Below are 13,752 nucleotides of genomic sequence, written 5' to 3' on the forward strand. Positions count from 1 at the left end.
GCGGAGATGCGGGAGTCAGCCGACTCGGACTCACCAGTCGCGGTGGTTCATCGGAGCACGGAAACGAACACGATAGTCGTCGAGCGGGCGGTCTCGTCACTCGGTCGCGAGGTCGGCGAGCGCGCCGGCGAGTACGCGGGTCGCGTCGGCGCAGTCCTCCCAGTCGGTCCACTCGCGGGGGTTGTGCGAGATGCCGTCGCGGGAGGGGGCAAAGAGCAGCGCGGCGTCGGTGACGGCCGCGACGTGCATGGTGTCGTGGCCCGCCCCGGAGTGGAGGTCGAGGGTGTCGAGGTCGGCGTCGGCCCCGGCGTCGTGGAGCGCGGCGCGGCAGCGCTCGCTCATCTCGACGGGCTTGCGGTCCCACGGGTGCGAGAGCGCGGTTTCGACCGGGCGCTCGGCCTCGATGCGGTCGAGGCTCGCTTCCGCCTCGTCGATGACGTACTCGATGGAGTCGTACGCCACGTCGCGGATGTCGACGGTTAGGTCGACCTGCCCGGCGATGACGTTGGGCGCGTTCGGCGAGACTTCGAGTTTGCCGACGGTTCCGACCGCGGTCTCCGAGACCTCGCCGCGCTCGTTCGTCGCGCGCTCCACGTCGAGGACGAACTCGCTGGCGGCGGCGAGCGCGTCCGAGCGGTCGCCCATGAGCGTCGACCCCGCGTGGTCGGCCTCACCCGTGATTTCGACGGCACAGCGCGAGAGGCCGACGATGCTCGTGACGACGCCGGCCGGGACCGCCGCGTCTTCGAGGCGCTCTGACTGCTCGATGTGGAGCTCTATCCACGCGTCCCAGTCGGCGGCGTCGACGCGCCCGTCGCCCCGGTAGCCGATGTCCGCGAGGGCGTCACCGAGCGGAATCCCGTCGTCGTCCTCGATATCGAGCGCCTCCGCGACGCCCAGTTCCCCGACGGCGACCGCCGACCCGATGAGGCCGCCGCCGAACCGCTGGCCCTCCTCCTCGGTGAAGTTGACGACCTCGACGGGGCGGACCGGCTCGACGCCGGCGTCCTGCATCGCGCGGACGCTCTCCAGCCCCGCGTAGACGCCGAGCGGGCCGTCGAAGATGCCGCCCTCGGGGACCGAATCGAGGTGGCTCCCCGTGGCGACGGGGGCCGCGTCGGGGTCCGCGCTCTCGGGTTCCCATCGGCCGACGATGTTGCCGACCTCGTCGATGGTGATGGAGAGACCGGCGTCCCGGAGGCGCTCGCAGAAGAACTCTCTCGCCCGCCGGTCCGCCTCGCTGCCGGTCAGGACCGTCCGCCCCCGACCCTCGTCCGTCGGGACGGCCCCGAACTCCGCGTTCGACTCGATGTCGCTGCGGAGTCGCTGCTGATTGACTCGCATGGTTCCCGGATTCGGGACTCACCCTATTTTATTGTTTGGAATTCGGTCACATGCATGACAGTACCGGCCAGTCGCGCACTCTCCGAAATCAGCAGGCACGGTACGCTGGATGTGGGTTCTCGGACTCTGCCCCTACCATGTCTCTCGAAGACGTCCGTCGGCACGGCTCGGTCGCTCGCGACCGACCTGCGGGCCGTCGTCGGGTCGTCGATTTGGACCGTCGCCTGTGGGGTGGTGGGTTGACGTTCTGGGAGTAATCCCGGACGTGACCGGGTGGAATTGGTCATTCCACAGTTCCCTCTCGTCCGGCGCTCGAAATGGTATCTGGTGTTACACCTCTCTCGTCTCGATATGATGATTGTACTCACACAACCACAATTTTTATCACACAGTAGCGGATTTGAGGGTCTGTATGCAAGAGAATGGCAAGGGGAGCGACTCCTCCGACAGCACCGGCGACGGCACGCGTCGCAGTCGGTTCGACCGCCGCACTTTCCTCGGGGCGGCGGCGACGACCGGCGCGGCGGCGCTCGCCGGGTGTACGGGCGGCGGTTCAGACGACAGCACGACCGCAGATTCGGGCACTTCGGGCGGAAGCGACGACACCGAAAGCACCGAGACGACCGCCGCGAGCGGCGGGAAGCAGGGCGGCACGCTCCAGTGGGGCGGCGCGGTGCCGGTGCAGGGTCTCGACCCGCACATCGACACCTCCGCGGCCTCGAAGCGCGTTCTTGAGAACATCTACGAGGAAGTCGTCGCGCTGCAGGACGACTACTCCATCGAACCGCACCTCGCGGAGTCGATGGAGCAGTCCGACGACAACACGCTCCTGACGTTCAACCTCCGGCAGGGCGTCACCTTCCACAACGGCAAGGAGATGACCTCCGAGGACGTGCTGGCGAGCTACGAGCGCGTCCAGAACGGCGACTACCTCGCCACCGGCTTTTTCGACTACGTCGAGGAGCTTCGCGCCCCCGACGACTACACCTTCGAAGTCCAACTCACCGAACCCTTCGCGCCGTTCCTCGCCAAGATGGCGACGGCGGAGCTGTCGGTCATGCCCGCCGAGAACGCCGAGAAGGACATGGTCGAAGAACCCATCGGGACCGGTCCGTACGTGTTCGAGAGCCGCGAAATCGAGACCTCGTTCACGATGTCGCGCAACGAGGACTACTGGGGCGCGTCCGACGAGGACGGCCCGTTCATCGACACCATCGTCAAAAGCGAGGTGCCGGACCCGAGCGTCCGCCTCCAGTCGTTCCTCGCCGGCGAGTACGACTTCGTCAACGGCATCGCGCCGAAGGACGTCTCCCGCGTCGAACAGGCCCCCGACGTTCGATTCGAGAAGCAGTTCCCGAAATCGCTCGTCTACCTCGGCCTGAACTGTGACGTGGCCCCGTTCGACAACAAGGACGCCCGCCTCGCGCTCGATTACACCATCGACAAGGAGAAGGTCGCTGAAGCGGCGCTCTACGGCACCGGCCAGACCACCGCGTCCCCGGCGACGCCCGGCAGTCCGTGGGTCAACCCGGACATCGAGCCGCGCCCGCGTGACCTCGACAAGGCCCAAGAGCACCTCGACGCCGCCGGTATGTCCGACGGCTTCACGGCGACGTTCAAGATTCCGCAGTCCTACCCGACGCAGGTGCAGGCCGCGGAGGTCATCGCCGCCGACGCCGCCGAGATCGGCATCAACCTCGAAATCCAGCAGATTACGTGGAGCACGTGGCTCTCGGACGTCTACTCCAACCGCGACTTCCAGGCGACGACGAGCTCCTACCTCGCGCTCTGGTACCCCGACGTGTCGTTCTACAAGTTCCTGCACCCCAACGGGGCGTTCTTCTTCACCAACTGGGTGAACGAGGACTACAACGCGCTCGTCGAGGAGGCGCGCACCATCTACGACGAACAGGAGCGCGCCGACCTCTACCACCAGGCGACGGAGATTCTCCACGAGGAGCGCGCCGGCCACCTCTTCCTGTGGTGGCAGCCGAGTCTCTACGGGGCCGCCTCGCAGTACAAAGGCGATATCGGCGCGCCCGACGGGTCGACGCTCCAGTTCGGAGACAACTGGCTCGACCGCTAACAGAGATTCCACACAATGTCGATGTACAACTACGTCGTTCGGCGCGTCGGGTTCATGGCGGTGACGCTGTTTTTCGTCACGCTCATCGCCTTCGCCGTCACCAACATCCTGCCCGGTGACGTGGCCCTGCTCATCTTGGGCCCCAACGCGACCGAACAATCGCTCGAAGCGCTCCAAACCCAACTGGGACTCAACCGCCCGCTGTACGTGCAGTACATCGACTGGGTCGTCGGGCTCCTCCAGGGGAATATGGGCGAATCGCTCCGGTTCGGTGAGCCCGTGGCACAGCTCATCGCCGAGCGCCTGCCGCGGTCGATGATGCTCGCGGTCGCCGCGACGCTCGTCGCCGTCGTGCTGTCGGTGCCGCTCGGCGTCTACGCCGCCGTCAACCAGAACGAAGCGCCCGACGTGAGCGCTTCGATGTTCGCCTTTGTCGGCATCTCGATGCCCATCTTCCTGTGGGGGCTGGTGTTCATCCTGGTGTTCGCCGTCTGGCTGAACCTCTTTCCGACCGGGGGGTACGTCTCCCCGAGCGAGGACCTCGTCGGGTCGCTCACGCGACTCGTCCTCCCCGCGGGGGCGATGGGCTTCGCGCTCACCGCCTACATCATGCGGATGACCCGGTCGTCGATGCTGGAGGTGCTGAGCGAGGAGTACATCAATCTCGCGCGTGCGAAGGGGATGAGCCAACGGGTCATCGTCCTCCGCCACGCGCTCAAGAACGCAATCATCCCCGTCATCACGGTCATCGCGTTCCAGTTCAGCTACGCGTTCGGCGGGGTCGTCGTGTTAGAAGAGGTGTTCTTCTGGCCCGGCATCGGTCGGCTGACGCTGACCGCGATTCAGAGCCGCGACATCCCCCTGATTCAGGGGTGCATCCTCGTGGTCGCACTCATCTACATGTTCTCGAACTTCGCCGCAGACCTGCTGTACGCGTACTTCGACCCCCGTATCCGCTACGGAGGTGACGACTGATGGCGACCGAACAGGAGACCGACCGCGGTCGCTTCACCATCACGCAGTCACAGCGCGACCGCATCGCCCGGTTCGTCCGGAAGTTCCGCAGTAACACGAAGGCGATGCTCGGCTTCTCCATCGTGGTGCTGCTCGTACTCGTCGCCATCTTCGCGCCGGTTATCGCGCCGTACCCCATCGACGCGACGAACATCGAAGACCGCTCGCAGGCCCCGTCGGTCGAACACCCGTTCGGCACCGACGACCTCGGCCGCGACATCTTCAGCCGCGTCGTCATGGGCAGCCGCATCTCGCTGTACGTCGGCTTCGGCGCTATCTCCGGCGCGCTCGCGGTCGGCGCGGTCGTCGGCGTCGTCGCCGGCTACGCCGGCGGGCTAACCGACGAGATACTGATGCGCGTCATGGACGCCGCGATGGCGTTCCCGCCGGTGTTGCTCGCGCTCACGCTCTTGGTCGTTCTCGGCCCGGAGTTGAGTAACGTCATCATCGCGCTCGCGTTCGTCTACACGCCGTACATCGCCCGCGTCTCGCGGAGCGCGGCGCTGGCCGAACGCAACGAGGCGTACGTCGAGGCCGCAATCGCCCGCGGCGAGAGCGACTCGCGCATCGTCTTCAGCGAGGTGTTCCCGAACTGCATGGCTCCCATGCTGGTGCAGGGGTCGCTGAACGTCTCGTTCGCCATCCTCGCGGAGGCGAGCCTGTCGTTCCTCGGCCTCGGCGCGCAACCCCCGCGGCCGTCGTGGGGGCTGATGATCAACACCGGTCGCGGCTTCATGGAGACCGCGCCGTGGATGTTGTTGTTCCCCGCGCTGGCTATCGGCATCGCCGTCGTCGGGTTCAACATGCTCGGCGACGGACTGCGTGACGTGCTCGACCCCAAAGTGGAGGCGATAGAATGAGCGCACCCAGTACCGCGACCGACGCCGAGGCCGACGACGGCCCGCTGCTCGACGTGCGCGGACTCAGAACCGAGTTCCGCACCGAGGGCGGACCCATCGTCGCCTCCAACGAGGTGTCGTTCTCGCTCGACCGCGGCGAGACCATGGGTCTCGTTGGTGAATCGGGCGCGGGCAAGTCCGTGACGGCGCGGTCGCTCATGCGCCTCATCGACTCGCCCGGCGAAATCACCGGCGGACAGGTCGTCTTCGACGGCGAAGACCTCCTCCAGAAGACGGAAGCCGAGATGCGCGACATCCGCGGCAACCGCATCGCGATGATTCCGCAGGACCCGATGTCGTCGCTCAACCCGGTGATGACCGTCGGCGAGCAGATTACGGAGACGATTCGCCGCCATCAGGACGTCTCCAAGTCGGAGGCACGCCAGCTCGCCATCGAGTCGATGGACGATGTCGGCATTCCCGACGCCGAAGAGCGCATCGACGACTACCCCCACGAGTTCTCCGGGGGGATGCGCCAGCGCGTCCTCGTCGCCATCGGCTTCTCCTGCGAGCCGGACCTCATCATCGCCGACGAGCCGACCACCGCGCTCGACGTGACGACGCAGGCGAAGATTCTCGACCTGCTCAACGAGATGCAGGAGCGCGAGGGGACGGCCGTGCTGATGATTACCCACAACCTCGGCGTCGTCGCCCAGACGTGCGACCACGTCGGCGTCATGTACGCCGGGAACCTCGTGGAGACGGCCGAACTCGGCGACCTGTTCGACCGCCCGCGACACCCCTACACCCGCTCGCTCATCGACTCCATCCCGGAGGTCGACACCGACTACGACGAACTGCCGACGCTCGACGGCGCGATGCCCGACCTCGGGGACCTCCCGAGCGGCTGTAACTTCGCGCCGCGGTGTCCGCACGCCACCGAGGCGTGTCGGACCGGCGGCGACCCGTCGCTCGACCCCGTCGGCGACGGCTCGTCGCGCGCGGCGTGTCTCCACGCCGACGACCTTGACCTCTCGGAGAGCACGGTCCCCGAAGCCGGGGCCGGTCGCCGCGACATCGACCGCACCGGCGAGCCGCTGTTCGAGGTGCGGAACCTGAAGAAATACTTCGACGCCGGCGAAGGAATCCTCGGCAACGTCCACCTCTCGTGGGAGGGCGGCGGCCTGCCGACCGTCGAACGGCGGCACGTCAAGGCCGTCGACGACGTGAGTTTCGACGTCTACCCCGGCGAGACCGTCGGGCTCGTCGGCGAGTCCGGCTGCGGGAAGTCCACGGTCGCTCGCACCGCGCTCCGGCTCCTCGAACCGACCGACGGCGAGGTGTACTTCGAGGGCCAGCCGCTCCACGAACTCGGCTCCTCGGAGATTCGGAGTCTGCGCCGCGAGATGCAGATGATATTCCAGGACCCCCAGAGCTCGCTCAACCCGCGGAAGACCGTCGGCCAAATCGTCGGGCGCGCGATGGAGAAACACGGCATCGCCACCGGCGAGGAAAAGCGCGAGCGCGTGGGCGACCTGCTCGAACGCGTCGGCCTCTCGCGGGCCGCCGCGAGCAAGTACCCCCACGAGTTCTCCGGCGGCCAACAACAGCGCGTCGCCATCGCGCACGCGCTCGCGGTCGAACCGAAGCTCATCGTCTGCGACGAGCCCGTGTCGGCGCTCGACGTGAGCGTGCAGGCGCAGATTCTCAACCTCCTGAACGAGATTCAGGAAGACGAGAACATCTCGTTCCTGTTCATCTCGCACAACATCGGCGTCATCCGGCACATCTGCGACCGCGTGGCCGTGATGTACCTCGGGAAAATCGCGGAGTTCGGGAGCATCGAGCAGGTGTTCTCGCCGCCGTTCCACCCCTACACGGAGAGCCTCCTGTCCGCGGTCCCCCACGCGAACCCGGACCGCGAGACGGACCGCATCCTGCTGGAGGGGAGCGTCCCGAGTCCCATCAACCCGCCGTCGGGCTGCCCGTTCCAGACGCGCTGTCCGAAGAAAATCGGCGACGTCTGCGAGCAGGACCTCCCGGAACTCGAAGCCGTCGACGGCGGCGACCACTACATCTCCTGTCACCTCTCCGACGAGGAGATGAGCCAACGCGACTCGTTTATCACGCCGTCGAAGCGCGCGGAGACCAGCCCGGCCGACTCGGACTGACGCCGCCCGCGCGGTCACTTTTTTTAGCGCCGCGGTCGACTCAGTACTTGACGCCGAACTCCAGAATCTCGTCCGGGTAGTCACCGAACTGCGCGTCCGTCTCCCGTCGAATCTGGGCTTTCGCGCGCCGCGCCTCCGAGAGCAGGCCGCGCAGGTCGGCCACCGGGTCGTCGGAGAGGTCGACACGGAGGTTGTGGTAGAACTCCGGCGTCGGCGCGTGGACGAGCAGCGCGGCGCTCAGCTCGCCGCGGTCGTCGCCGCCCGCCGATTCGCCGGCTTCGAGCGCCGAGACGAGTCGCTCGGCCATGTCGCCGTCGGCGGCCTCGTAGGCTTCGGCGGTCGCCTTGACGACACCCTCCCCGGCGAGCATATTGCCCGCAACGGTGTAGTCGTCGCCGACGCGGTGGCCGGCCCACGAGACGCACTCGCCGCCGGTGAAGGCGAACTCGCCGCCCGCGCCGACGCCGTGGACTTGTCGGTAGGCGGCGTGGTCGTCGTCGTCGAGGAGCGATTCGAAGGCGTCGTCGATGCGCTCGCCGGCTTCCGCGCGGGCGACCGCGTCGCGGCCGTGTTCGGGCTTCGTGTACGACTGCGTGACCGCCGCGCCGCCGGCGCTCACGTAGGGGCAGGTCGCGCCGACGGCGACGGTTCCGGTCGTCACCGCCGCGCCGTAGACGTTCGCCTCGGGGTCGCGCGCCGCTATCGAGAAGGTTCCTGGGACGTGTCGCATGGGTTCGATACTGGTTTCCGGTCACGCTCGCGCGGTAAATAGTCTCCTCTCGCAGCGTGTGGTAACGGTGGTGGCCTCCCGATTTCGTCGGCTTCGAGTCTCTTCTCGCTTCTCACAGACTACGCAGTATTTCGAATAAACATCAATTCTTAACAAAATCATTTCTTAGACTCGAACTATTTTAACTCGAATATTCTTATATTCTCTTTGAATATTTGTATTGTTCCTGAATATTAATTTTTCTGCCACAATACAACTCTCTTGTCGTCAATCGCCACGTAGTATTCGTTAAATCAGCAATGCCACTGTCTCTCACGAGACGACAGTCGCCTCCAACGCTTATGTTGTCGCGGTGGCAAAATCGACGTATGAGACTCGGCATCGGTCGAACCGGCGTGGTGATTCTCGTCGCGCTGTTCGTCATCCTCGGCGCGGAGGACGTGTACGTTTGGGCTATCGCCGGGACCGTTCCCGGCGTCGAGTTCTTCTTGGCGCTCGTGTTCGTCCTCGCGGTCGCCTTCGTGGCGATTCGGGAGGCGCGGGCGCACCCGCCGAGCCGATAGTCGCTCGCGGGGCGGGCGACTCCCGCCTGCTACTCCCGCCGTTTTCGACAGTGTAGCGGCGCTTCGCAACACGCGGAGCGATAGGCCGACGACTCGCGGACCAGTTTACACTCGCGGTAGCGGTAGGCAACGTCAGCGCCGCAGGCCTCGCAAGAGAGGGTGTACTTCGGCTCCGCGAACCGGCGGACGCGAACCGGGGCGTCGACCGCCTCGGCGCGGCGTTTGAACGCCGGTCCGTGGTCGGTCGCGCCGAACGCCTGAAACTGCTCGACGTGGACGAGTTCGTGTCGGAGCGTCGCGGACCACTCCTCGCGGTCGAACGACTCGAACGCCCGCCACGACAGCGACATCGTGCATTCGGGCGGCGTCGACTCCCCGAACCCGTTCGCCCGTGCACTCCAGTCGATAGCCCTCCCGACGCTGGCGTTCTCGATGGTCGGGGTCTTCACCGCGGCCGCGCGACGTTTCGCCCGCGTGGACACTTCCCAGCAGATGGGGCCGAGCATCACGTCGAAACCGTGCGCTGCGACCGCGCGCGTGCAGTACGCCCGAGACCACCGAATCAACTCCTCGTGACTCTCGACTGCGTCGTACGCTTCGGCCGCCCGCTTCGTTCCGTGGGTCACGCTCAGGTTCGCCGTTCGAAACCGACGGTCATGGCTGTTTCGCCTCCGCTGAGCGTTCTGTTGACGCTGGCTTGGCCTCGCAGTGACCACGGCCTTCGCTGAGTCTCGCGGGGGCGGTTGCCAGCCTTCTCCTTGTCGAGGTTGTGTTCGCGAAATGTGGGTTTCGGGGTTAATACGTCGACTTACACATTTCGACGCATACCTACCTTCGGAAGTAAGATATCTTAGATATTTTCTAAGCTGATATTTCGATTCTACCTCCGAAACCCGTGGTTCTGAGAACGAACCACTAACGAGCGACGCTTGCTTTCTTGGTATCGAAGACTTGCTCGACCGGTCGGTGGGTTCGAGTTGTGACTTTCCCTTGTAGACTGTCAGTTATTACTATCTATCTGACTGTGAGTATTTTTCGGCTAGTCGAGCATTAGCCTTCATGACCGAATACCTGAACGATATTCGTGATTGAGGTTTCACTGTCGATGTCGACCGCCAGTACCGGATAGGCTGACACGTCTTCACGGTGTATTATTGTCTAAAATTACCAATAATGTCTGGCGTGAACCGCTGCTTGACGATGCAGCGTTTGGACTGTATGGAACCGTAGACTGCTCCGGTTCTCTGCTGACTCCCGGAGAAACACGACCTCCCAACCGATGTATTTCTCGGGGGAATTACGGAATTAGTTGACTGCTACCCTTCGATTTTGCTTGGTCGGTATGTTTGGCTACGTTGAGCGAAAGCTCATTCAAACGCATCCCACGCTCACCACATGCGAGTCACTCAGTTCCACAGCCGTAAGCCAGTCGCCGCGCGCGCGGTGCCGATACGTGTGTATATTAATCGAAATACTACTCCTTCGAACGACCTGTCAAACTCACTTGCCCGGTTCACGAGTTCGACCTCGAATCCTCGACTTCTAATTACATGTCTATGTGTGTAATCTCATTCGCCTTTTTCCACCGACCACCCCACAGAGCCACATATACAGATAGTTCATCGTTGTTCACCATTAGAAAACACTCTCCGACCCACGACCGGTCTATCTATCCACTATGTTGCCCCTGATGAACTTCATAGGCATCTATTCGGGTCTCCGTACCCGTATCTCTATCTCTCGCCCCCGAGTTGTTAACTAATAGAAAATTTATCAGTCGATAGAGAGTTTATTCTCCACGTCCTTCGCTCCGCTGACGACCAATCCGACGGTGTCCTCTTCGAGACGCTTTCCGCTCATTCGCGGAGGAGGGCCGAGGACTTCGATTGCGCCCAACGGGCGACCGTCGTCGTCGAGGACCGGTGCGGCGACGCCGCGATAGTCGTCCGATTGCTCCTGTCTGTCGTATGCGACTCCTTGGTCGCGAATCGCTTGGAGCTTGGACTGCAACTCGTTGCGTTCGGTAATCGTATTCGCAGTCTCCGAGGAGAGCGAGTCGTGGTCGAGGAACTCCGCAACCTCGTCTTTGTCCATATTGGCGAGGAGTACCTTCCCGGCCGCCGTCGCGTGCAATGGTCGTATCTCCCCCTCCTGGTCCGGAGTGTCTACATCCGCTGGCACGGCCGTGAACATGTAGAGGCAGTTCCACTCACTACCCTGTCCCGGAACGACCAGACAGACCTGCTCTCGCATGGTGTTGGCCAGTTCGACCACCCGTGACCGGGCGACCTCGTATATCCGCTGGCGTCGCCTCGCGTAGACGCCGAAACTCACGAGTTCGAGTCCGATCTCGTACCCCCCGTCACGTCGCATGACGTAGCCGATAGCTTCGAGCGTCGCGAGGTGCTTGTGGACCGCCGGTTTCGAGAGGTCGAGCGCCCGCGCAATCTCCGTCAACGTCGGCCGGTCGCGACTCCGTACCGTCTCGAGGATTCGATGGCTCGTCATCGTCGCCTTGATTCCGTAGTCGTCTGCGCTGGGCATACCCTCCGACACTCGACCGACGTACAAATAAGTTGTTAACAGTTAGTGAACGACAGCGGCGGCCGGTCACCACTCGGCGACGCTGCCGTCTTCGTGACGCCACACGGGGTTGTGCCAGTTGACCGGGCGTTCGGCCTGCTTTCGGATGTACTGTTCGTCCATCTGTATTCCAAGCCCGAGTTCGTCAGGAACCGCAACGTAGCCGTCTTCGTACTCGAACGCACTCTTGTCTTCGAGATAGTCCAGCACGTCGTTCCGTTGGTTGTAGTGGATGTTGAGGCTCTGTTCTTGGATGAGCGCGTTGGGAGAACAGGTGTCCACCTGGAGGCACGAGGCGAGCGCAATCGGCCCGAGCGGACAGTGTGGTGCGAGTGCGACGTCGTACGCCTCGGCCATCGCTGCGATTTTTTTGACTTCGGTAATACCACCCGCGTGGCTGAGGTCTGGCTGAACCAGATCGACCGCGCCGTTCTCGAACACCTGCTTGAAATCCCAGCGCGAGTACATTCGCTCGCCCGTCGCAATCGGAATCGTCGTGTGGTGTGCGATTTCCGGGAGCACGTCGTTGTGTTCGGGGAGAACGGGCTCTTCGATGAACATCGGCTCGTACGGTTCGAGCGCCTTCGCCAGCCGCTTCGCCATGGGCTTCGAGACGCGCCCGTGGAAGTCGACGCCGATGTCGATTTCGGGGCCAACGGCTTCCCTGACCTCTTCGAGTCGATTGACCGCTGCTTGGACCGACGCGGGCGTGTCAATCCGTTCGAGTTCCGCCGTGGCGTTCATCTTCACGGCGGTCAGCCCCGCCTCGACTTTCAGTTCGGCCTGTTCTGCGACCTCTGAGGGGCGGTCCCCGCCAATCCACTGATAGACACGCATTCGGTCTCGCGTCGCCCCCCCGAGCAGTTCGTAGACCGGTGCTCCGAAGCGCTTCCCTTTGATATCCCACAGCGCCTGGTCGATACCCGCAATCGCGCTCATCAACACCGGACCGCCGCGATAGAACCCGCCCCGGTACATCGCTTGCCAGTGGTCTTCTATTGCCGCAGGGTCCGTTCCAAGGACGTAGTTGTCCATCAACTCCTCGACGGCGGCCCTGACGCTGTGGGCGCGCCCCTCCACGACTGGTTCGCCCCAGCCGACGACGCCGTCGGTCGTCTCCAACTTGAGAAACAGCCATCGCGGTGGCACCTCGAACAATTCATACTCTGTAATCTTACTCATGGGGATCGATACGTATTCGTTGGGGTGTCCCTCGAAAAAATCTTTCTCTCGGACTGTGACGCCGGTGCCCGCCTTCGAACCCTCGATATTATAACGACTCATCCATGATGTGCAACTCGTATGTCGTTAGAAGCGTTCCTCGATGATTTCGAGCGCCGTAACTGGCAGCGTGTTTCCGACGGGACGGTCCGCATCGCAGTCATCGGGCTCGGGTGGTGGACCGTCGACCAAGCGATTCCAGCTATCGGCGCGTCCGAGTTGTGCGAGACGACCGTCACCGTCAGCAGTACCTCGGAGAAAGCGAAACGGGTTGCGGCCGGCGTCGAAACGGCGACACACGGTCTCTCGTACGACGAGTTCCACGCCGGCGAAGCCGCCGACGCCTACGACGCGGTGTACATCTGCTCGCCCAATGCGCTTCATCTCCCGTATGCGCGAACGGCCGCCGAGTTGGGAAAGGCCGTCCTCTGCGAGAAACCGATCGAAGCCAGTAGTGAACGCGGGCAGCAGATGGTCGATACGTGTGACGAGGCGGGCGTTCCGCTTATCGTCGGCTACCGCATGCACACCGAACCCGCGATTCGACGCGCGCGAAAGTTGATTCGCGACGGCGTCATCGGCGACCCGGTCCACGCGATCGGGACGAACTCGCAAGCGATGCTCGAACTGATTTCCGACCCGAATCAATGGCGGCTCGACCCCGAACTGGCGGGGCCGGGGGCGACCGTCACGGACATCGGCATCTATCCGCTCAACACCTGCCGGTTCCTGCTCGATTCCGATCCGGTTGCCGCGCAGGCGTTCATGCAGTCTTCTCACGACGCGTTCGACCAGGTACCCGACGAGCACAGCTCGTTCATGGTGGAGTTCGACGACGGAACGTACTTGGCCGCGACCGCCAGTCAAAACGCCCAAGCGACGACGAGCCTCCGAATCGTCGGGACCAACGGCGAGATTCTCGTCGAGCCTGCCTTCCACATGGAAACCGAAATCCGAGTGACGCGCGACGACGTTTCGGTCACGCTCGACACGCCGCAGGTCAATCAGATGACCGAGTTGTTCGACTACGCCGCAGACCGCATCTTGACCGACGCACCGATCGGTCCCGACGGCGAACACGGCGTCCTCGATATGCGACTCATCGAGGCCGTCTACGACGCAGGCGAGTCCGGCCGTGTGGTCACGCTCGACTGAGCCGTCGGCTCGACGGGTCGAGATGGTATCGAGGGACGGGGCGACC

The 13,752-nt window shown here is 63.9% G+C and carries 11 protein-coding genes; 6 read left to right on the forward strand and 5 right to left on the reverse strand.

Annotated features, from left to right (window positions below):
- Positions 1-96 precede the first annotated feature (96 nt).
- Positions 97-1,344 (reverse strand): Zn-dependent hydrolase, encoded by a 1,248-nt coding sequence (locus tag DVK03_RS17130; RefSeq protein ID WP_004064586.1) that lies wholly within the window; start codon positions 1,342-1,344, stop codon positions 97-99.
- A gap of 412 nt (positions 1,345-1,756) precedes the next feature.
- Between DVK03_RS17130 and DVK03_RS17140 the strand changes: the two genes are divergently transcribed.
- Genes DVK03_RS17140 through DVK03_RS17155 form a run of 4 tightly spaced genes read left to right on the forward strand, consistent with a single transcriptional unit; the run spans position 1,757 to position 7,454 of the window.
- Positions 1,757-3,430, forward strand: coding sequence for an ABC transporter substrate-binding protein (locus tag DVK03_RS17140; protein ID WP_115803862.1), 1,674 nt, complete (start codon positions 1,757-1,759; stop codon positions 3,428-3,430).
- A 15-nt stretch (positions 3,431-3,445) separates the two neighbouring features.
- The gene (locus DVK03_RS17145) at positions 3,446-4,405 is read left to right on the forward strand and encodes an ABC transporter permease (RefSeq protein WP_004064568.1); all 960 of its coding nucleotides are present in this window, start codon (positions 3,446-3,448) and stop codon (positions 4,403-4,405) included.
- Positions 4,405-5,304: an ABC transporter permease gene (locus DVK03_RS17150; RefSeq protein WP_004064566.1), complete on the forward strand. Its 900-nt coding sequence runs from the start codon at positions 4,405-4,407 to the stop codon at positions 5,302-5,304. Before DVK03_RS17145 ends, DVK03_RS17150 begins: the two co-directional genes overlap by 1 nt.
- Positions 5,301-7,454, forward strand: a complete 2,154-nt coding sequence (locus DVK03_RS17155; protein WP_115803863.1) for an ABC transporter ATP-binding protein — start codon at positions 5,301-5,303, stop codon at positions 7,452-7,454. Before DVK03_RS17150 ends, DVK03_RS17155 begins: the two co-directional genes overlap by 4 nt.
- A gap of 40 nt (positions 7,455-7,494) precedes the next feature.
- On the opposite strand, the gene DVK03_RS17160 is transcribed toward DVK03_RS17155, so the two are convergent.
- A complete protein-coding gene (locus tag DVK03_RS17160; RefSeq protein ID WP_004064563.1) occupies positions 7,495-8,184 on the reverse strand; it encodes a DUF1028 domain-containing protein in 690 nt (229 codons plus the stop codon).
- A 368-nt stretch (positions 8,185-8,552) separates the two neighbouring features.
- On the opposite strand from DVK03_RS17160, the gene DVK03_RS17165 reads away from it, so the two are divergent.
- Complete coding sequence (locus DVK03_RS17165; RefSeq protein WP_004043247.1) at positions 8,553-8,747, forward strand: hypothetical protein; 195 nt, start codon at positions 8,553-8,555, stop codon at positions 8,745-8,747.
- A 29-nt stretch (positions 8,748-8,776) separates the two neighbouring features.
- Here the strand turns inward: DVK03_RS17165 and DVK03_RS17170 are convergent, their stop codons facing one another.
- The 3 genes from DVK03_RS17170 to dgoD form a co-directional block, all read right to left on the reverse strand.
- Positions 8,777-9,373 carry a SprT-like domain-containing protein gene (locus DVK03_RS17170; protein ID WP_115803864.1) on the reverse strand — a complete coding sequence of 199 codons (597 nt, stop codon included), beginning with the start codon at positions 9,371-9,373 and terminating at the stop codon, positions 8,777-8,779.
- 1,147 nt (positions 9,374-10,520) lie between these two features.
- Positions 10,521-11,291 (reverse strand): IclR family transcriptional regulator, encoded by a 771-nt coding sequence (locus tag DVK03_RS17175; RefSeq protein WP_004064559.1) that lies wholly within the window; start codon positions 11,289-11,291, stop codon positions 10,521-10,523.
- Between the two features lie 66 nt (positions 11,292-11,357).
- Complete coding sequence (gene dgoD, locus DVK03_RS17180; protein WP_115803865.1) at positions 11,358-12,512, reverse strand: galactonate dehydratase; 1,155 nt, start codon at positions 12,510-12,512, stop codon at positions 11,358-11,360.
- 120 nt (positions 12,513-12,632) lie between these two features.
- Here dgoD and gfo6 point away from each other — a divergent pair, with 120 nt between their 5' ends.
- Positions 12,633-13,706: a D-xylose 1-dehydrogenase Gfo6 gene (gfo6, locus tag DVK03_RS17185; protein ID WP_115803866.1), complete on the forward strand. Its 1,074-nt coding sequence runs from the start codon at positions 12,633-12,635 to the stop codon at positions 13,704-13,706.
- Positions 13,707-13,752: the final 46 nt, after the last annotated feature.

Origin of the sequence: Haloferax sp. Atlit-109R (assembly GCF_003665865.1) — an archaeon.
In the GTDB taxonomy this organism is placed as follows: domain Archaea; phylum Halobacteriota; class Halobacteria; order Halobacteriales; family Haloferacaceae; genus Haloferax; species Haloferax volcanii.

Excerpts from the sequence above, each read along its gene's own strand:
- DVK03_RS17155 (WP_115803863.1), top strand. The coding sequence starts at position 5,301 with ATGAGCGCACCCAGTACCGCGACCGACGCCGAGGCCGACGACGGCCCG.
- dgoD (WP_115803865.1), bottom strand. The coding sequence starts at position 12,512 with ATGAGTAAGATTACAGAGTATGAATTGTTCGAGGTGCCACCGCGATGG.
- DVK03_RS17140 (WP_115803862.1), top strand. The coding sequence starts at position 1,757 with ATGCAAGAGAATGGCAAGGGGAGCGACTCCTCCGACAGCACCGGCGAC.
- DVK03_RS17175 (WP_004064559.1), bottom strand. The coding sequence starts at position 11,291 with ATGCCCAGCGCAGACGACTACGGAATCAAGGCGACGATGACGAGCCAT.
- DVK03_RS17150 (WP_004064566.1), top strand. The coding sequence starts at position 4,405 with ATGGCGACCGAACAGGAGACCGACCGCGGTCGCTTCACCATCACGCAG.
- DVK03_RS17145 (WP_004064568.1), top strand. The coding sequence starts at position 3,446 with ATGTCGATGTACAACTACGTCGTTCGGCGCGTCGGGTTCATGGCGGTG.
- DVK03_RS17130 (WP_004064586.1), bottom strand. The coding sequence starts at position 1,344 with ATGCGAGTCAATCAGCAGCGACTCCGCAGCGACATCGAGTCGAACGCG.
- gfo6 (WP_115803866.1), top strand. The coding sequence starts at position 12,633 with ATGTCGTTAGAAGCGTTCCTCGATGATTTCGAGCGCCGTAACTGGCAG.
- DVK03_RS17165 (WP_004043247.1), top strand. The coding sequence starts at position 8,553 with ATGAGACTCGGCATCGGTCGAACCGGCGTGGTGATTCTCGTCGCGCTG.
- DVK03_RS17160 (WP_004064563.1), bottom strand. The coding sequence starts at position 8,184 with ATGCGACACGTCCCAGGAACCTTCTCGATAGCGGCGCGCGACCCCGAG.